At 57.1% G+C, this 18,596-nt stretch carries 21 protein-coding genes; 12 read left to right on the top strand and 9 right to left on the bottom strand.

The window, feature by feature from the left end:
* The 5 genes from DW899_RS04295 (at window position 1) to hflX (ending at window position 5,121) form a co-directional block, all read left to right on the top strand.
* Entirely contained in the window at window positions 1–1,086 is a 1,086-nt protein-coding gene (locus DW899_RS04295) for an ATP-binding protein (protein WP_006235981.1), read from the top strand.
* Between the two features lie 74 nt (window positions 1,087–1,160).
* A complete protein-coding gene (locus tag DW899_RS04290) occupies window positions 1,161–1,478 on the top strand; it encodes a stage V sporulation protein S (protein ID WP_117564291.1) in 318 nt (105 codons plus the stop codon).
* Window positions 1,479–1,523: 45 nt separating this feature from the next.
* Window positions 1,524–2,894, top strand: coding sequence for a tRNA (N6-isopentenyl adenosine(37)-C2)-methylthiotransferase MiaB (miaB, locus tag DW899_RS04285; RefSeq protein WP_117800115.1), 1,371 nt, complete (start codon window positions 1,524–1,526; stop codon window positions 2,892–2,894).
* The gene (gene miaA / locus DW899_RS04280; RefSeq protein WP_117800114.1) at window positions 2,894–3,832 is read left to right on the top strand and encodes a tRNA (adenosine(37)-N6)-dimethylallyltransferase MiaA; all 939 of its coding nucleotides are present in this window, start codon (window positions 2,894–2,896) and stop codon (window positions 3,830–3,832) included. The genes miaB and miaA overlap by 1 nt, the downstream gene beginning before the upstream one ends.
* A complete protein-coding gene (gene hflX, locus DW899_RS04275) occupies window positions 3,832–5,121 on the top strand; it encodes a GTPase HflX (protein ID WP_117800113.1) in 1,290 nt (429 codons plus the stop codon). Before miaA ends, hflX begins: the two co-directional genes overlap by 1 nt.
* On the opposite strand, the gene DW899_RS04270 is transcribed toward hflX, so the two are convergent.
* The gene (locus tag DW899_RS04270) at window positions 5,106–5,810 is read right to left on the bottom strand and encodes a heparan-alpha-glucosaminide N-acetyltransferase (protein WP_117800112.1); all 705 of its coding nucleotides are present in this window, start codon (window positions 5,808–5,810) and stop codon (window positions 5,106–5,108) included. The two genes, hflX and DW899_RS04270, sit on opposite strands and share 16 nt — an antisense overlap.
* Window positions 5,810–6,454: a transcriptional repressor LexA gene (lexA, locus tag DW899_RS04265; RefSeq protein ID WP_040359862.1), complete on the bottom strand. Its 645-nt coding sequence runs from the start codon at window positions 6,452–6,454 to the stop codon at window positions 5,810–5,812. The genes DW899_RS04270 and lexA overlap by 1 nt, the downstream gene beginning before the upstream one ends.
* Before the next feature lie 163 nt (window positions 6,455–6,617).
* Here lexA and DW899_RS04260 point away from each other — a divergent pair, with 163 nt between their 5' ends.
* The 3 genes from DW899_RS04260 to dut are packed head-to-tail and all read left to right on the top strand — an operon-like array spanning window position 6,618 to window position 8,010.
* On the top strand, window positions 6,618–7,067 hold the full coding sequence (locus DW899_RS04260) for a LysM peptidoglycan-binding domain-containing protein (protein WP_158566569.1): 450 nt from the start codon (window positions 6,618–6,620) through the stop codon (window positions 7,065–7,067).
* Window positions 7,068–7,118: 51 nt separating this feature from the next.
* Entirely contained in the window at window positions 7,119–7,562 is a 444-nt protein-coding gene (gene nrdR, locus DW899_RS04255) for a transcriptional regulator NrdR (protein ID WP_022093781.1), read from the top strand.
* A gap of 4 nt (window positions 7,563–7,566) precedes the next feature.
* On the top strand, window positions 7,567–8,010 hold the full coding sequence (gene dut / locus DW899_RS04250; RefSeq protein ID WP_117800110.1) for a dUTP diphosphatase: 444 nt from the start codon (window positions 7,567–7,569) through the stop codon (window positions 8,008–8,010).
* Between the two features lie 521 nt (window positions 8,011–8,531).
* Here the strand turns inward: dut and DW899_RS04245 are convergent.
* Window positions 8,532–9,833 carry a glycosyltransferase gene (locus DW899_RS04245; protein WP_117800109.1) on the bottom strand — a complete coding sequence of 434 codons (1,302 nt, stop codon included), beginning with the start codon at window positions 9,831–9,833 and terminating at the stop codon, window positions 8,532–8,534.
* Between the two features lie 118 nt (window positions 9,834–9,951).
* Between DW899_RS04245 and DW899_RS04240 the strand changes: the two genes are divergently transcribed.
* Window positions 9,952–10,890, top strand: a complete 939-nt coding sequence (locus DW899_RS04240) for an NAD(P)/FAD-dependent oxidoreductase (RefSeq protein ID WP_117800108.1) — start codon at window positions 9,952–9,954, stop codon at window positions 10,888–10,890.
* A gap of 154 nt (window positions 10,891–11,044) precedes the next feature.
* Window positions 11,045–11,656 carry a DUF1836 domain-containing protein gene (locus DW899_RS04235; protein WP_199570263.1) on the top strand — a complete coding sequence of 204 codons (612 nt, stop codon included), beginning with the start codon at window positions 11,045–11,047 and terminating at the stop codon, window positions 11,654–11,656.
* Window positions 11,657–11,729: 73 nt separating this feature from the next.
* On the opposite strand, the gene DW899_RS04230 is transcribed toward DW899_RS04235, so the two are convergent.
* The 6 genes from DW899_RS04230 to DW899_RS04205 all read right to left on the bottom strand — a co-directional run bounded on the left by DW899_RS04230 (window position 11,730) and on the right by DW899_RS04205 (window position 16,584).
* Window positions 11,730–12,596 carry a DegV family protein gene (locus DW899_RS04230; RefSeq protein WP_117800107.1) on the bottom strand — a complete coding sequence of 289 codons (867 nt, stop codon included), beginning with the start codon at window positions 12,594–12,596 and terminating at the stop codon, window positions 11,730–11,732.
* Between the two features lie 175 nt (window positions 12,597–12,771).
* Window positions 12,772–13,893: an NlpC/P60 family protein gene (locus tag DW899_RS04225; RefSeq protein WP_117757799.1), complete on the bottom strand. Its 1,122-nt coding sequence runs from the start codon at window positions 13,891–13,893 to the stop codon at window positions 12,772–12,774.
* A gap of 32 nt (window positions 13,894–13,925) precedes the next feature.
* A complete protein-coding gene (locus DW899_RS04220; protein ID WP_117800106.1) occupies window positions 13,926–14,456 on the bottom strand; it encodes an adenine phosphoribosyltransferase in 531 nt (176 codons plus the stop codon).
* 40 nt (window positions 14,457–14,496) lie between these two features.
* On the bottom strand, window positions 14,497–15,375 hold the full coding sequence (locus DW899_RS04215; protein ID WP_117800105.1) for a MerR family transcriptional regulator: 879 nt from the start codon (window positions 15,373–15,375) through the stop codon (window positions 14,497–14,499).
* A 3-nt stretch (window positions 15,376–15,378) separates the two neighbouring features.
* On the bottom strand, window positions 15,379–15,813 hold the full coding sequence (locus tag DW899_RS04210) for an FHA domain-containing protein (RefSeq protein WP_199570262.1): 435 nt from the start codon (window positions 15,811–15,813) through the stop codon (window positions 15,379–15,381).
* Window positions 15,814–15,879: 66 nt separating this feature from the next.
* A complete protein-coding gene (locus DW899_RS04205; RefSeq protein ID WP_117800104.1) occupies window positions 15,880–16,584 on the bottom strand; it encodes a CDP-alcohol phosphatidyltransferase family protein in 705 nt (234 codons plus the stop codon).
* Between the two features lie 396 nt (window positions 16,585–16,980).
* Between DW899_RS04205 and DW899_RS04200 the strand changes: the two genes are divergently transcribed.
* Together DW899_RS04200 and DW899_RS04195 are read left to right on the top strand one after the other, a co-directional pair.
* Window positions 16,981–17,709 (top strand): lantibiotic protection ABC transporter ATP-binding protein, encoded by a 729-nt coding sequence (locus DW899_RS04200; RefSeq protein ID WP_117800103.1) that lies wholly within the window; start codon window positions 16,981–16,983, stop codon window positions 17,707–17,709.
* Entirely contained in the window at window positions 17,706–18,476 is a 771-nt protein-coding gene (locus DW899_RS04195; RefSeq protein WP_117800102.1) for a hypothetical protein, read from the top strand. Before DW899_RS04200 ends, DW899_RS04195 begins: the two co-directional genes overlap by 4 nt.
* The last annotated feature ends 120 nt before the right edge of the window (window positions 18,477–18,596 follow it).

Genomic DNA, 18,596 nt, shown 5'->3' with positions numbered 1-18,596 from the left:
ATGAGCGACGCGAACGAGCTCATCTCATTTATCGCGTCGATGTCGGGGGAGGGCAACCTTCGCGTCGAGGAGAACCTTGGCGAGGGGTATGTCCGCCTCCGCGTTTCGGAGGCCGAGCGGCGCCAGGCAAAGCACGACATTCAGCATGTCGAGGATATCGTCATCGAAATGCTCCGTAATGCTCGCGATGCCGGCGCCGACAAGGTCTATCTCGCCACGACCAAGGAAGACGGCGTCCGCACGCTTGTCTTTCTGGATAACGGTTCGGGCGTTCCGCAGGATATGCAAGAGCGAATCTTTGATGCCCGCGTTACCTCCAAGCTCGAGAGCATGAAGATGGACCGTTGGGGCGTTCACGGTCGTGGCATGGCATTGTTTTCGATCAAGCAGAACACCGATGAGGCCCGTGTGGTCACGTCCGGCGTCGATCTTGGTTCAGCCTTTAAGGTGAGCGTCGCGGCCGACCGCCTCAGTGAGCGTGCCGATCAGTCCAGCTGGCCCCAGGCCGTCAAGGATGAGGACGGACGTTATGTCTGTGCTCGCGGTCCGCATAATATTATTCGCGCTGCTTGTGAGTTTGCGCTCGAGGAGTTGCGTGGTTGCGATGTCTATCTTGGTTCTCCGTCCGAGATTGCCGCGACCCTTTATGCTCAGGCGTCAAGCCGGCTTGATACGTCTCGTCTCCTGTTCATTGATGACGAGAGCGAGCTTCCGGTTGTCGATCGTTTAGGCCTTGCTTCTGATGCCGAGGACTTTATCCGTATCTGTTCGGGTTTGGGTCTTGAGATGTCCGAGCGCACGGCCCATCGCATTTTGGCAGGGCAGATTAAGCCTGTTCGCGGTGTGACCGCGCGTCTGCTGCGCGAGCGCGACTCGTCCTCGCATGCGCCGGCTCCTGTCGATCTCGCGAAGGATCGTCGCGGGCTACGTATTGCTAAGGATGACATGGCACAGTTTTCGCGTGCTGTGGAGCGCGATTTTAATGACCTTGCTGCCCGGTACTATCTCAACCTTTGCGGCGACCCAAAGATTCGCGTTTCGCGTGATCGAATCACCGTGACCTTTGATCTTGCCAAAGAGGAATAGTGCCTTTACCGAGTCCACTCGGTACGATACAGTTATTGCAGTTAAAACGTACTTTTAAATGCAGGAGTTTCTTCATGGATTGCCTGAAGGTATCAAGCAAATCATCGCCCGCGTCCGTTGCCGGCGCCATCGCCGGCATGGTCAAGGATGGTGTACCCGTCAACATCCAGTGTGTCGGCGCCGGTGCCGTCAACCAGGCCATTAAGGCCGTTGCTATCGCGCGCGGTTTTTTGATTCCAACCGGTTTTGATATTTCCTGCGCGCCCGTGTTCTCCGACATCCTCATTAACGGGGAGTCGCGCACGGCCATCCGCCTTTCTATCTACGTTCACCAGATCAATCGAGCTGCTATGGATAACGTCGTCATTGATGATGTTAAGCCTGTGGCATAGCTTCTGCTTGCTTTGTTTCGCTCCCCATCGTTAGGACTTATGCACATGGACCAGCGTTCCGTACGCGATATTCTTGCCGGTAAAACCTACTTTATCCGCACCTTTGGCTGCCAGATGAATCAGCACGATTCCGAGCGCGTGAGCGGTCTGCTTGATTCGTATGGCTGCCTCATGGCGCTCGATCCCGCGCATGCCGATATCGTTGTCTTCATGACGTGCTGCGTGCGCGAGGCCGCCGATACTCGCCTGTACGGTCAGTGCAATTCCTGCAAAAGCCTGCCGCCTTCGCCTTCTGGCAAGCGCGTGGTTGCCGTTGGTGGCTGCATCGCGCAGCGCGATGGCGAGGGCCTGCTCACCAACGTCGATAACGTCAATGTCATCTTTGGCACGCATTCCATCGCGCATGTGGCCGAGCTCATTGCCGAGGCGTTCCTTGATGGCAAGCGTCATATCCGCACCAATGAGCATGAGGATACGGACGCCATGAGCATGCCGTGGCATCGCGAGACTCAGTATCACGCTTGGGTGCCCATCATGACGGGCTGCAATAATTTTTGCACCTATTGCATCGTGCCGTACGTGCGCGGTCGCGAAAAGAGCCGCCCCTTCGAGGAGATTGTCGACGAGGTGACCGGTTTGGTGCGCCAGGGCGTGCGTGAGATTACGCTGTTGGGCCAAAACGTTAATTCATATGGTCGCGATCTGTTTGGCAAGCCGCGTTTTGCCGATCTGCTGCGTGCCGTGGGCGATACGGGCGTGGAGCGTATCTTCTTTACGTCTTCGCATCCCAAGGATCTGCTGCCCGAGACCATCGACGCCATGGCCGAGACATCTGCCGTTATGCCGCAACTGCACCTGGCCGTCCAGTCAGGTTCGACGCGGATCCTCAAAGAGATGAATCGTCGTTATACACGCGAGGACTATCTGGGCCTGGTCGATCGCATTCGCAACCGCATGCCCGATATCGCGCTCTCGACCGACATTATCGTTGGCTTCCCGGGCGAGACTGAAGAAGACTTTGAGCAGACGCTCTCACTTGCCGAGACGGTCCGCTATGCTCAGGCCTATACCTTCATCTATTCCAAGCGCGCCGGTACCCCGGCCGCCGAGATTGACGATCCTACGCCGCATGAGGTTATTCTCGAGCGTTTCAACCGTCTGGTTAAGGTTATCGAGACCACGGCACACGAGTATAACCAGGGTGAGCTTCATACTGTGGTTCCGGCGCTCATTGAGGGAACGAGTAAAAAGAACGACGCGGTCCTGCTGGGCAAGAGTCCCAAGAATCAGACCGTGCATGCGCCTATCCCCGAGGGTTACAGCATCGATCAGCTTGTTGGCAAGATCGTTGATGTTGACGTTGACGTTGCCAAGACCTGGTATTTGTCCGGCTCCGTTGTGGGCGAGCCGCGCTAATGGTTTCTCCCGGGTCAGGTCTTTCCGCCGTTGCGATCGTCGGTCCGACGGCGGTTGGTAAGAGTGATGTTGCCGACCGTTTGGCAGCTCGTCTTTCGTCCGAAGTGCTGTCGTGCGATGCGATGCAAATCTATCGCGGCATGGACATCGGTACCGCAAAGATGGCGCCCGATGAGTGCACAGCGCCGCTGCGTCTCGTCGACATTGTAGAGCCGGGTGTGGCATATTCTGCTGCGCTTTATCAGGCCGACGCTCGCGCGCATGTTGAACGTCTCCTTGGTTCGGGTTGCCTGCCGGTTTTTTGCGGAGGTACGGGGCTGTATCTCAAGGCCGCCCTCGATGAGATGGACTTTCCCTCGGGTGAACTTGAGGACGATCGTCGTGCGGGCTATCAGGAGCTTGCCGAGCGTATTGGCGAGGAAGAACTGCATGCCTTGCTTGCCGAGCGCGATCCAGAATCGGCTGCTGTTATTCATCCCCATAACGTGCGCCGTGTGATTCGTGCGCTCGAGATGCATGATGATGGCGTCTCCTATGCGCAGCAAAAGTCGCAGTTTAGTGTTCCGCACGAGCATTATCATGCCCTATGGTTTGGTTTGACGCGTAATCGCGAGGTGCTCTACGAGCGCATTAATCTGCGCGTCGATCTGATGTTTGAGCAGGGTCTTGTCGATGAGGTCCGTGGTCTTATGGACCAGGGGCTGGGAGATGCCCTGACGTCGATGCAGGCAATTGGTTATAAAGAGATCATCGATGCTTTCAATGGCATGATGAGCATGGATGAGGCCCGCGAACTCATTAAGATGCGTTCGCGTCGTTATGCCAAGCGTCAGCTTTCGTGGTTTAAGCGCGATGACCGTATCGTGTGGTTTGATATGGATGAATGTACGATCGATGAGGTCGTTGAGGATATCCTGCATCGTATTGAGGCTGCCTAATGGCCCGTTTCCCCCTTGTTCCCACGGCACCCGAGCCCGAGCGTGCCATTTTAGTTGGTGTTGAGTGGCGCGACAATGCATGGCCGCTCGATCGCTCGCTTGATGAGCTGGAGCGTCTTGCCCACACAGCTGGTGCCCGGTGCGTGGCACGCTTGTCGCAGCGTTTGGTAAAGCCGTATCCTAAATCGTTTATCGGTTCCGGTAAGGTTGAAGAGCTGTGCGGCCTGGTGCATCGCATGGATGCCGATGTCGTTATTTTTGACGACGACCTGACCCCCTCGCAGCAATCCTATTTGGAGAAAGCCGTGGGCGAGCCGGTAAAGATTATCGATCGTACAGCACTGATCCTGGATATCTTTGGCCTGCATGCTCAGACGCGTGAGGGACGCCTGCAGGTACAGCTGGCACAGCTTCAATATTTGTTGCCTCGCCTGCGTGGCATGTGGAGCCATCTCGCCAAGGAGCAGACGCGCGGCGGCATCGGCTCACGTTTTGGTCAGGGCGAAAGTCAGCTCGAGGTCGACCGTCGCCTCATTCGTAATAAGATCGCTGCGCTTCGTCGTGAGCTCAAGCAGGTTGAACAGCGTCGCGATGTTCAATCCAAGAGTCGCATTGAGTCACCGGCGTTTCGCGTCGCGTTAGCCGGTTATACCAATGCCGGTAAATCGACGTTACTCAATCGTCTGACCGGCTCTACGGTACTTTCGCAGGACAAGCTGTTTGCTACGCTCGACCCGACGACGCGTTCGTATCGTCTGCCCGGCGGTCGCGGCATGACGATTACCGATACCGTCGGCTTTATTCAAAAGCTGCCGCATGGTCTGGTCGATGCCTTTAAATCGACGCTGTCCGAGGTTTTGGGTGCCGATCTAATTCTCAAAGTCGTAGATGCGTCTGACGAGGACTATGAGCGGCAGCTGGAGGCTGTCGACCGCGTGCTTGATGGGATCGGCGCCGGAGAGCGTTTAACGCTGACCGTATTCAATAAAATCGATCTTCTCGATAGCGTCGATCGATTGAGTTTCCGTCGTCGCTATCCGGAGGCCGTTCTGTTCTCGGCCCAAACGGGCGAGGGGCTCGACGATCTCGTCGACCGGATTGCTCGCGAGGCAGCTGCCACCGATGTGTTGCTCTCCGCTGATATCCCGTATCGCGAGGGCGCTCTCATCACGCTGGTGCATGAGCAGGGAACCCTTCTGCATGAGGAATATCTCGAGGACGGCGTTCGCATTGTGGCGAAGTTGCCGGCTCGTATTGCACCGCGGCTCGAGCGTTATCGCACCGAGTAGACGAGCTCCAAAATGCCCAGAATGATGGGCTGATGCAGCAGATAAAAGGGGAGAGCGTGACGTCCAAGGCTGGCGAGCGCCGGCAGGGGGTTGGCGTAGGCCCAGCTAGGGACGGTCTTATCGATTCCCTGCGCTATGTGTGCGGCGAAGTATCCTGCAAGATACATAAAGATAAACGGGATGATGGGGTAGTAATCACCTGAGATAAACCCAGGGCTCGGAAATCCCAGCCACGCCAGGTAGGGGACAGGGTAGATCGTTTTGGGGATGCTCCAGGTGATTGCGAACAACATAAGGCATAGGGGCATGCCCCATCTCGCCGTTATCTTCTTAAGGACGGGATCGGTCAACGCCACGATGCCGGTGCATGCGGCCATGCAGTAGATGATGCCAAAATTAACCGAATCGTCGACTGAGACAAGTGTTGTTGCCAACCAGACAACGAGTGCTGCTAAGGCGTATTTGGCGGCACGTTTGATATTGTTGCGCGAAAGGGTGCACATCCAACCGGCGATAAACAAAAATACCCAGCTGATGCTGGCGCGCCAGATGTCTTGAAAGGCTGACTGGGTAAACCAGGGCATATCCCAGCCGTACAGGTAGGCGAGATCATAGCAAGCGTGAAAACCTGCCATAGAAATCATCGTAAACCCGCGGACGGTATCAAATATGGTTATGCGTTTTTGCATTACGAGAACCGGCGCATCAAGCCGACGACTTTGCCCAGGATAACGGGATTCGTTGCATAGATAGGTTCCATGGTGTCGTTCTCGGGCTGCAAGCGCACACGCCCCTGCTCCTTGTAGAACGTCTTGACGGTCGCCGAACCATCAATCATGGCCACGACAATTTCGCCGTTCATGGCACTCTTTTGTTCACGGACGATGATGTAATCGCCATTGAAGATGCCGACATTGATCATTGAGCTCCCATGCACCTCAAGGATAAAGGAACCCTGATCAGTGGCGATTTCGGTCGGGATAGTAAACGTGTCTTCGATATTCTGCTCGGCCAGAATGGGAATCCCAGCCGCGACGCGACCAACGAGCGGTAGCGAGACCGTTCCGCGAGGTGCGGTGGGCTCGTCAGATTTAGAAATTGAGACAGAGGAACCATCCTCGTTAAAGAGTTCCAGGGCACGCGGCTTGGTGGCATCGCGCTTGAGCAGCCCGCGCGCCTCCAGGGCAGAGAGATGGGCGTGCACGGTGCTGGGGGAGGAAAGGCCCACGGCAGAAGCCATCTCGCGCACGCTGGGCGGATAACCCTTCTCCTGCTGATACTCCTTGATGAAGTCGTAAATTTGCTGCTGACGCTTGGTAATTTTGCGAGCCATCAGGGCATCCTCTCTACCCATGTCAAACAAATGTTCGAATTTTGCTTGACAGGAACAACTGTTCGAAGATAATAATAACCGAACATTCGTTCTCGCGCTAGACATTTTTGTCCGCGCGGCTTGATAAAACTGTTCTCAGCAAAACACGCGAGAGGAGAACATGATGAACGCAACGAATATGGTCCAGGGAAACCTCGCCCTTAAGCTCGAGACGCCTGCAGAACCCACTTTTACGGTTGTTCAGGGTGGCCGCTCCGGCATTCAACCTTTGACCGTAAAGCCTGCGCGCAATCAGCAGGCTGTAGTCGCGCCGGCCCGCGTTGCCCTGAAGGTTCCGACGATTGTCGCCGTCGCCGTTGCGCTTACGCTCTTCTTTGTCCTCGCTACTTCGGTCTTTAGCTCTCGTCACGCCGCGTATGCCGAGTCCGTTTCCAACATTACTTACGAGACCATTCGCGTTCAGACTGGCGATTCTCTTTGGTCGCTTGCCGAGGAATATCCAATCGAAGGCCTTTCCACGCAAGAGACTTCCGACATGATCCGTAACGTCAATCATCTGGAGCATGGTTCGCTCGCCGCCGGTGCGCATCTTAAGGTTCCTGCTCGTTCGTAATCATTATCGCGCTGCGCATGGTACCCTTGTTATCGTTTAAGAGGAGGTACCATGCGCTGTCCCAAATGCGGCAAGGCACATACCCGCGTCGTTGATTCTCGTATGCAGGAGTCAAATAACACCATTAAGCGCCGTCGCGAATGTTGCTCGTGTAACTATCGCTTTACAACGTTCGAGCGATGCGAAGACCCAATCGAGGTCATTAAGTCAGACGGAACCAAGCAGCGGTTCGATCGCAATAAGCTGCTCGTCGGCTTGATGCGCGCCACCATCAAGCGCGATATCGACACTAAGAAGCTCAATGAGATTATCGACGACATCGAGGTCGAGCTGCGCTCTCGCACACTGACGGCCGTCACGTCCCATGAGTTGGGTGACATGGTGCTCAAGCGCTTGGCCAAGATTGACAAGGTGGCGTACATCCGCTTTGCCTCGGTCTACCGCGATTTCAAAGACGTCGATGAGTTTCTGCAAGAGCTCGACAAGCTAAGGTGATTCCATGTCCAACATTACCGTCAACATAAAGCGTCTCGATCCCACCGTTGAGCTTCCCAAATACGCCCATCCCACTGATGCCGGCTTGGATTTGCGCTCCAACGAGGACTGCGTCCTGAAGCCCTTCGAACGCCGTCTGGTCTCTACGGGGCTGGCCATCGCCCTGCCCGATGGCTACGCCGGCTTCGTCCAGCCCCGCAGCGGCTTGGCCATCAAGCAGGGCCTGTCTATAGTCAATACGCCGGGCCTCATCGACGCCCACTACCGAGGAGAACTCAAGGTTATCCTCATCAACCTGGATCCCACCAACGACATCCAAATCAACAAAGGCGACCGCATAGCCCAACTCGTCATCCAAGAAGTCCCCACGGTCAACCTCATAGAAGTAGAAGAACTAGACAAAACCGACCGAGGAGCCGGCGGTTTCGGTTCTAGCGGCGTCGCCTAAACTCAATCGTCCGCTCACCAGTGGGAGGGGCCTATATATCATCCCGTGCTCAAACATTCTCGCTACGCTGCGAAACTGCGCGCGGGACGATATATAGGCCCCTCCCACTGGTGAGCTACGTTTACATTCTCGCGACTAACCATGCCTCACCTTCATTAGAAGCCAAAAATCATGCCTAATTGGTAAGCCGATACGACAAAGGTCTGGCTCCTTTGTCGCATCGGCTTACTGGTTAGATTTGTAATTTGTTTTCAAGCAAGAAGCCTTCCGTCCGGGGCTCACCCATATCGTTCCACGCGCAGTTTCGCAGCGAGCGCAGCGAAGCGAGAATGTTTGAGCATGGAATGATATGGGTGAGCCCCGGACGGGCGGGATTGATGCGCCCCTGCGAAGCGAGAATGTTTGAGCATGGAATGATATGGGTGAGCCCCGGACGGGCGGGATTAGTGCGCCCTGCGCAGCGAGAATGTTTGAGCATGGAATGATATATGGGCGGCTCCCGCCGAGCAGCGGACTATCGCCTAGCGGATATGCGCAGGTTTTTCGCCCCAGTAGAAGCGGCAGAAGGCTCGTTTGCGCTTTTGGGGTTTGCCTACGAGCTCCATGGTTGCGATGGCTATGTCTTCGGCTGCGTGGGGGCGGCGTAGTACTTCGCCGTTGATGAGCAGTGCCTTGAGCGACTCAGGATGATCGTGGAGATGACGCAACGTCACGATGAGCTCTCGTGCGGTGGTGACATGCATGCTGGCGCCCATGCCGGTGAGCATGGTGGTGTTGGCCTTTTCCTGGCCATAGGACTTGCCCAGCAGGATCATCGGCAGATGCGCGCACAGGCACTCGGTGACGGTGAGTCCGCCCGATTTGAGAATTGCCAGGTCGCAGCCGTGCATGAGGGCCGCCATGTCGTCCACGTAGTCCAGAACCGTAACGTTTTCGAGTTTCATGGCGTCGAAGAGCGTCTTGAGGCGGTCGGCGTATTCCTCATCCTTGCCCGGCAAAAAGACAAAATGCATGTCCTCAAAGCTGCGTAGGAAGGGGAGGGTCTGGTCCATCGCCGCGCGAAAGCGGACGTACGGTTGAGGTAAACTGGCGCCGGCCATAACCAGCACGACGGTCTTGTCGGTGGGGAGGTTGAACTTGGCTAGCTCTTCCTCGCGATCGTAATCCGTGTCGAATCCGGCGCGAATAGGAATGCCGGTAATGCGAATCTTTGCCTCGGGCACCTTGCGCGGACGCAGCGTTTCGGACATAAATTCGTTGGCAACACAGAATAGATCGGTGTCCTTGTGGGGCCACCAGCCCTCGACTTCGTAGTCGGTCGGTACGCAGATGACTGGATAATCGATACCCGTAATTATGCGGGCACCCACGGCAACATTGGCTGCTGTGATGTGCGTTGCGACCACGGCTATGGGCCTGCGGCTACGAATATATTCGTTGAAGGCGGGGAACATGATTCGCGACCATGCCGTGCCGCCACCCCAGAGAAGATGTCCCGTAAGTGTATATCTCCAGGTCAGGTCGTAAATGGGGCGCGTGGCTCCCGTAAAAGAAGCCGCGGTCTTATTACCGTCGAATTTAATACGTCCAAAATCAAGGATATCGAGCACTTCAATCTCAACATCCTCGGGGATGCCATTGGTGCCGCGGATGAGGTCGAAGGCCTGCGCTATCGCATTTGCGGCGGCCTTGTGGCCCGAGCCAACGGAGGCGTGCACGATGGTCACGAGAGGTTTTTGCTGAGCCAGGAGCGTGGTTTGCTCCGATTGAGGAGTGCTGTGCGTGAGCAGGGGAGCGTCGTCACTCGTCTGCGCCTGGTCCATCGATAACTCCCCTTCAGCTTTGCAATACGGTTTTATCATTGTAGTGCATGAGTGTCACGTTCACGTAAATTTGGGTACGAGCGCAAAGAACGACAACGTTTCGACGAAAGGACGCTTCATGACTACCGATAAGCCGATCGATGTTGCGATTATCGGTGGCGGCCCCGCGGGCTATGCTGCCGCCATTTATGCTGCGCGTGCCAACCTGACGACGACCGTGATTGAGCAGGGCATGTCGGGAGGGCAGATCGCCACAACCAATGAGGTCGAGAACTATCCGGGTTTCCCGCTCCTGAGTGGCGCCGAACTCGGCGAGCGTTTTCAGCAGCATGCAGAGGGCCTGGGAGCACAGGTTACATGGAGCATGGTTACGGGTATCGATTACGATGCCGATGCAGCGTTGTTTACGGTACATCACGATATGGGCGATACGCTGGCCTCGAGCGTTATCGCTTGCATGGGTGCCACGCCGCGTCCGGCAGGTTTCGCAGGCGAGGATACGTATCGCGGTCGTGGCGTTTCATATTGCGCAACATGTGACGGCATGTTCTTCCGCGGCAAACAGGTCTTTGTAATCGGTGGTGGCAATTCGGCATGCGAAGAGGCGCTGTTCCTGTCAGACATTGCCACCAGCGTGACCATCGTGCTGCGCCGCGACCAGTTTCGTGCGCCTGATGGTGTTGTTCAGAAAGTACTCGAAAAGGACAATATTACAGTTAGGTACCAAACTAGTATTGTGGAGCTCTCGGGCGAAGCAATGCCAACGACGATCACCTTTAAGGACAATGCATCCGATGAGACTCATACCGAGTCATTTGAACCTGGCTCGTTTGGCATCTTTGTCTTTACGGGGATGCTGCCGCATACCGAGCTGGTTGAGCATCTAGTCGATCTGGCTCCTGACGGCGGCATTGTCACCGACGATTCGATGGCCACCCGTACGCCCGGCTTATTCGCAGCCGGCGATATCCGTTCCAAGCGTTTACGCCAGGTTGTGACCGCCGTTTCGGACGGAGCCATAGCAGCAACGAGCGCATACGCGTTTCTCCGTGAATAAGTACGATAATATATCTTATGTAAGGTTGCTATCTTTACACAAAGTGGTTGGACGATGCATCAATGTGTTGTCCAACCACTTTTACTTGCCGGCTATGTGGTATGCAAAACTAGATAACCTAGAATACAATATAGAAAATGAACGGAGGACCTTTATGAACCACGTTAAACACGTTATTCCGATGTCCGATTCGTCGGTCAGTATTAAGCCTGAGGATATTCAGCCCACGGTGCTACCCGATGCATTCATTCAGTCCGATATCGTGCGTAAACTCAATACGTTGAGTCTGCCGCGCTATAACCAGTTGCCCAATGTGACGCTCTACCGCGACCAGGTCATTGAGTATGTTGCGCTGTGGATGGAGCCGCTGTCCATTTGCGTTGAGCACCCTGTCATTACGCCATCGATGATCAATAACTACGTGAAGGTCGGCCTGGTGCCTGCTCCGGTCAAAAAGCAATATGGCCGCGAGCAGATTGCCCGCCTGATCGCTATCTGCCTCTTTAAGCAGGTGTTACCTATTGCTGCGGTGCAGGCACTCTTTAACATTCAGCGTTTGAGCTACGATGCCCCGACGGCCTTCGATTATGTGGTCGATCAGCTCGAGGCATCGATTCGTTCGGCGTTTTCCGTCGAGCAGACGCCGGTTCCCGATACGGCGCATCAGGTAACGCGTGAGTCGCTGCTTGTGCGCAGTGCGGTTTCATCCTTCGTTTCGAAGGCGTACCTGATGAGCTATCTAAAGTTTAATGGGTTTAATAGCTAGCCGACGTATAAAACGGGCGGAGCAAAGGGTCATCTGTCACTTTGTCCCGCCCGTATTTTTGCTTGGTTGGACTTTATTGGCCCGAAGCCACGTCCATGCCGTAGCCGATGATGAGGCCGTGCATCTCGGCGTAATAGGAATCCAGGCCGTTGCAGGGCATGATGATGGTCTTGGAGCCGGGCCAGCGCTCCACAATTCGGCTGGCAAGTGCTTGGGCGCCTGCCTCATTCTCGACATGGTCGATAACGACCTCACCGCCCGTAAAGCCCTCAGCTTCCATGGTGTCGATGATCTTGTTGAGCATCTTCTTTTCGCCACGCGTGTGACCGACGAGTTCGATTTTACCGGCCTCACTCGCCGTGCCCAAAATGCGGATATTGAGCTTGTTGGCAATGACGCCGGCTGCCTTAGGGATACGTCCGGCTTTGGCCAGGTTTTCGTAATTGCACAAGCTGAAGAGGATTTTGCTGTTCTGCTCAAGGCTATCGAAGTATGCGCAAGCGTCCTCGAATGAGACATCCGGGTTGCTTGCAAGATAACGATCAAACAGCAAGAAGATCAGGTCCATCTTGCCGCCTGCTGCGCGCGAATTGACTAGATGAATCTGCCGGTCGGGCTCCTCGGCAAGAACCATATCGCGAGCCGTGGCTGCTGCGTTGTAGCTGCCCGACACGCCCTCAGAGATTGGCATGCAGATGGTCTTGTCTGCCAATTTGAAGAGCTCGGCCCACTCCCCTACGCTGGGACAAGCGCTCGAAGAAGCGTTCGTCTCCGCCTGAACAGCGCAGTTGAGCTCATGTACATCGAGTGAAAGGTCATCGACGAATTCACGCTCCCCCACTCGAATTTTGAGGGGCGCAAATGCAAAGGCGGTATGGGGCGCGGTCGGTTGCCAATCGCGGAGGTTGCAGCTTGAATCGGAGATAAGTGCCCAGCTCATAGAGGGTCCTTTCTATATGCTTCTCAATCATTATAGCTATATTGCTCACCGATGAAGCGTGCATCTAGTATTGAAAACTAGCACATTAGGATCATGTATGGAGCACGGTCATAAATAAATGAACCTCGCAGCTCAAAGGCCACGAGGTTCACCTTCGTTCGCTATACAGAGTGACTTAGTAGCGCACGAAAATGTAGTTGTTGTTCATACCGGCTGCGACGGAACTGATGATGACGCCCGTTTTGTAGTCGGAAGCATGGATCATCTGACCATTACCGATATAGATGCCGGTATGGTAGGAGTTAACCACAACATCGCCGGGTTGCGGATCGGACACACGGGTCCAACCCATGAAGTCGACCGTGGTGCCCAGACGGCAGTAGCGTCCCGTGAGGCAATAGCTTACAAAACCGGAGCAGTCAAAGCTGTTCGGCCCAATGCCACCCCAAGAGTAAGCGTATCCGAGCTTGCTATAGGCACGCGAAACAACGGAACCGCCGTCAACGGACTGGCTCGGTGCGGAAGGCGTCGGAGCCGGAGCCGGAGCCGGAGCGGGCGTCGGGGGCTGCGGAGTGGGAGCGGGCGCGGGCGTGTTTCCGCCGCCGTCGTTGGTCGTACCGCCACCCTTGTTGGTGTTCTCGCTCGTACCGGCGGTGTCGTTGCTCACCGTGGCCTTTTCGGCGGTGCTAGCATTTATGCCAGCCTGCAGCGCGGCGTTGGCCTGGGCCTCAGCAGCAAGCTCGGCCTGCAACTGTGAATCCAGGGAGTTCACGACACTCTGGGCTTCAGCCTGCTGGGCGTTAAGCTCATCGACCTTCTTTTGCGTGGTGGCGACGTTCTTCTCCTGCTCGGCCTGCTTATCGGTGAGCTGCTGCTTAAGCTCCTTGACCTCTTGAATGGTCTGAGCTTGCTTATCGGAAACTTTGCCGTAGTAGAACAGACGGTTGAGCATATCGCTCAGATCATCGACACCCGTCAAAACCTGAAGCAGGCTCAGACCGCCGGTTTTGTACTCGCCGGCGACATAGGTCGAGAGCTTGGCCTGACCGTCAGCGATCTCCTGCTGCTTTTGCGTGATCTCGCCAGCAGTCTGATCGAGCGCCTGCGTCTGCGTGGCGAGCTCATCGTAAATCTGCTGGGTTTGGGTACCGATCTGCTCGAGCTTCGTTCGAGCAGCGGCAAGGTCGGATGCGGTATCGGCGTAGGCAGGAGCCGCGAGGCCCAAGCCCAAAACACAAGCGAGGGTTGCCGTAGCAGCGCAGCGTGCCATGTTTTTGTGCGTGTTTGCTGTGCGCATGTAGCTTCCTTTCCAGTAACTAAGGGTAACGGCTAGTCTACCGTCACCAGGCTAAAGAGCTCCACATCGTCATCAGACGGCGTGAGCTTCTCGCGCGGGTTGAGAAACGCAAGCTCAAGTATACAACCGTAACCGATAAGCTTTGCGCCCATATCTCGCACCAGTTTACCTGTTGCCTCGACGGTTCCGCCCGTCGCGACCAAGTCGTCCAGAATCAACACGGTATCTTTAGAGCTGATAGCGTCGGCATGGATCTCAATGGAATCCGTTCCGTATTCGAGCTCATAGCTTTGGCTCACGGTCTCGCGCGGCAGCTTGCCCGGTTTACGTGCGGGAACAAAGCCGGCGCCAAGGGCTACAGCCACCGGTACGCCAACCATAAAGCCTCGAGCCTCTGGGCCCACGACCTTGGTGATTCCCATGCCGGCAAAGTGCTCGGCGAGGGCATCGGTCATGGCTTTGAGCGCCTCGGGATTGCCAAAGAGCGGCGTGATGTCTTTAAAGATGACTCCGGGCTCGGGATAGTCGGGGATGTCGACGATTTGAGATTCGAAGTCGTACATTGCATGACCTTTCAATGGGTTGCCGGATAAGCGGCAGCTGTTATTTGCCCGCGGTGGCGGTGCCGGTTTGCGAAGGGGCGACGACCTTGAGCGGCTTTACGAGAGAATCCTCGTGCGAAGCCGGCGCGACAGTTTCTTCGTTTTTTGCTTTGGTGAACTCGGAGCGAGTGATTTCCTCATCGAGTGCATCGATGTCGGCGTCCTCGACCACGGCGTTGAGCGACTCAAAAACGCGGTTCTTGAGCAGCGCAGTGTGCACACCCTCCGTCAGGTCGTGAAGCTTCTTAAACGCACGCTCGAGCTTGGCGTCGCGCTCGTCATCGGAGGTGTCCATGCCGAGCATGCTTACGAGCACTTGCTCAAACATCGAGGATTCGCGGTTGGCGGAAGACACGTACTGACGCAGGTTGCGCGGCTCGATATGGAAGCGTGACAGCTCGGAGCAGTAGCGGATGATCGGAAAATCGCGACCATCGACGAGCTCACGGTTCTGCGGACTCTTGATGATGCGAATGAGGTCGTTCTCGGCGAGCGAGCGGATAAACGAGATCTCGACGCCCAGCATATCGGGAATGGTCTCGATGGGATGCAGCTTTTGTTTGGTCTCCTTGGGCTCCGTCTTAAGCGGAACATCGGACAGCAAGCCCACCTCGTAGGCGAGCGTTGACAGGTCCGTGGCGTTTTCCAAGCGCTGCTTAATCACGTTGAGCGGCATGTAGCGGGTCTTCTGCAAGTGCAGAATGACCTCCAGGCGATCAACGTCCTCCTTGGAGTACTGACGGTATCCCTTAGGCGTACGATGAGGGGTAATGAGCCCCTCATCTTCTAGAAATCTAATTTTTGAGTTCGAAAGATCGGGGTATGCGCCTCGAAGAAGGTTGACGACTTGGCCGATACTCAGATAGTTGCGTTCGGCCATGCCCTACTCACCGGTTTCGATGCGCTCCGGCGTGCTCTCGTGGTAGATGAGCGTAAACGTACCGATCTGGACGGAAGAACCATCGTGCAGCGGGGCCGCATTGACAATGGCGCCGTCGACCCAGGTGCCATTGAGCGAGCCCAGGTCCTCAATGCGAGCGCCGAGGCCCTCGCGAATAATGTGCGCGTGGCTACGCGAAACGGTCATGTCATTGAGGAAGATGCCGTTCGCAGGATCGCGGCCGATGGTGGTCACGTCGTCCTCGAGCTCAAAGGCGGCACCAGTCTGCGGACCCTTGACGATGGACAGAACGGGGGCGGTGATGCGCACGTTGGCCATGAGGTCGGGAACGGTGACGTCGCTTGAAGGCACGCGGAATACGCAGGTAGCGTCAGCAGTCTTATCATTGTGAGGCATATTGTTAACCATGTTGTCCATGACAACCCCTAACTTATCGCGGACGTGCCGCAAATAATGAACCGTACGTAATCATACCCCAACGAATCAGTCTTCGATTTCAGGGTTCAGAAAGTCGATGTCCTCGTCCTCGGGATGCGTGAGAGCTTGTTTAATGGCCGCTCCGCCCTTAATGGAGTAGATGACAGCCGTGAGCATGGAGAAGATCACGCCGCCGTACACAAAGAAGATGCCGAGGGGCACCGAGCTTCCGTTGAGGCCCGGGAAGGCCGTAAGGGTTGAAGGTAAAAGATGCAGGCCGTCAATAACGGGGAACCCGAGCAGCATGAGCGAGAAGCCAGTCATGAGCAGTGCAGTGGCAATCTTTCCGGGAAAGACGACATCGATGGGGCGACGGTGATAATGACGCACGATAAGCGTGCCGATGCCCAGATAGATGTCGCGGCCAATAATGAGCACGCAGACCCAGATGGGCAGCTCTCCGCGGACCACCAGCCCAAGTACGCCGGTGAACAGCAGCGCACGGTCGCAGATGGGATCCATGACCTTGCCGAGCCACGAGACCGTCTTGGTCATGCGGGCGATCTGACCGTCCATCCAGTCGGTAGAGGCGGCAACGGCGTAGATAACGATGGCGATGACGCGGTTGTTATCCGCCACAAACAGGTACAGAAATACCAGGGTGAGGATCAGGCGCGTAAAGGTGATGAAATTGGAGATCGTAAAGATCTTATTCGACGGGTAATCGGAAGTGCCGATAAGCTCCTTTTTGATCTTCTTTTTGATGCCCACAGGACTCCCCCGCTGGTTAACGACAAAACTTTCGCTACTATACCCGTTCCGGCGATGTCTATCCAGCGTAAGCATAGAGAGTCCAGACATATGGAGGATGCTACTGGGTTGTGCGGGATTCTGCATTTGTGTACATCAGCCTCCAAATATGACATTTTTCGGCATCTTTGATGGCTGACGTACACGTTTTGATTCGGTGATTACATCGATCGGGAAAGTTGTTGCTTTAAGCAAATTAATCATGATGTGCGGGTCGAGAAGGGTTGGCGCCAAAAGAGCCCAACGGCCGTTACGGCTTCGTTAGAAACGCGCCCCACCATGGATGGTGAACCCGAAAGGTGAGGCGCGCGGGCACGATGGCTCGGCCCGCGCGCCCGGAAGAGAAAGGACGAACCCATGGGTTACATGCTCGAGACGCGCGGGCTCACCAAGCGCTTCGGCCGCGGCGACCAGGCGCAGGACGCCGTGGCCGACGTGAGCCTTCATATCCGCGAGGGCGAGGTGTACGGGCTGCTCGGCCCCAACGGCGCCGGCAAGTCGACAACGCTCAAGATGATCTGCGGGATGCTGCGGCCGACGGCCGGGGAGATCCTCTTTGCCGGGCACGCCTGGCGCCGCGAGGACCTCTACGCAATCGGCAGCCTCATCGAGGAGGCGCCGCTCTACCCCAACCTCACCGCGCGAGAGAACCTGCGCGTGCGCACCACGCTGCTGGGCCTTCCCGAGAGCCGCATAGATGAGGTGCTCGCCGCCGTGGACCTCGCGGACACCGGGAAGAAGCGCGCCGGGCGCTTCTCGATGGGCATGCGGCAGCGCCTGGGGCTCGCGCTGGCGCTGATCGCCCGGCCACGCCTGCTCGTGCTCGACGAGCCCACCAACGGCCTCGACCCCATCGGCATCGAGGAGCTGCGCGACCAGATCCGCGGCTTCGCGGCGTCGGGCACGACGGTGATCGTCTCGAGCCACATCCTCTCCGAGGTGCAGCAGATGGCGGACACCATCGGCATCATCTGCGGGGGGCGCCTCGCCTACGAGGATGCGCTTCGTCCCGGGCAGGACCTCGAGGAACTCTTCATGAGCTTCTGCCGGGAAGGGCGACGAGCGCGCGGGGAGGTGGCGGCATGACGGGCGAGAAAGGCGGCCTGCTCGCGGGCCTGCGCGCCGAGGCCCTGAAGTCGCGCCACGCGGCGCCGGTTCGCCTGGCCGTGCTCATGGCGCTGCCGATGCCGCTGCTCGGCGCGATGCCCTACCGGGGCGTGCAGATCTTCAGCGCGTGGAACTACTGGTACGCGCTCTTCCTGCCCGTGTCTCTCTCGCTCGTGGTGGCGTGCGTCGCGCGGGCGGACGCGCGCACGCGGATGCGGGGGCTTCTGGGCCTGGGCTTCCCGCTCGGGCGCGCCTGGTGGGCCAAGGCGCTCTGGTGCCTCGCGCTCTGCACGCTCTCGAACCTCGTGGTCTTCGGCATCTACCTCGCGGGATCGGCGTTCTCCTCGCAGGGTCTCACGGCCGCGGGCACGCTCACGATGCTCCTCTGCGCGCTCGCCAACACGGTGACCGCGGCGTGGATGATCCCCGCAGGGCTCTTCCTCACGGCGAGGCTCGGCATGCTCGCGGGCATCTTCTGCCCGCTCGCCGCGCAGCTCGTGGGTGGGTTCGCCTGGTCGCTGATGCCGCTGCCGCAGCTCTTTCCGCCGTCGGCGAGCATGGTCATCCCCACGAGCTTCATTCCCGTGCTGCCGAGCGGCGAGCCGCTCGCGGCGGACATGGCGCTCGGCGGGGCGCTCGCGGCGGACGGCGTGCTCACGCTGGCGGGCCTTGCGGTCTGTGCGCTCGCGTTCGCCGCGCTCACGGCGGCGGGCGCGGCCTGGTTCGCGCGCTCCGAGGAGAGGTGATGGCCATGACACGACTCTCCGACCCGACGCCGCGCATGACTCTCCCGCGGGCCCTGCTCTCCGAGGCCCTGCGCCTGGCGCGCTCCCCGCTCGCGGCGGTGCACCTCGCCTGCGGCCTGG

Source organism: Collinsella sp. AM41-2BH (assembly GCF_003468085.1).
Taxonomy (GTDB): Bacteria; Actinomycetota; Coriobacteriia; order Coriobacteriales; family Coriobacteriaceae; genus Collinsella.
The sequence above is the reverse complement of the archived record's forward strand: the minus strand, read 5'-3'. Positions and strand labels throughout refer to the sequence as shown.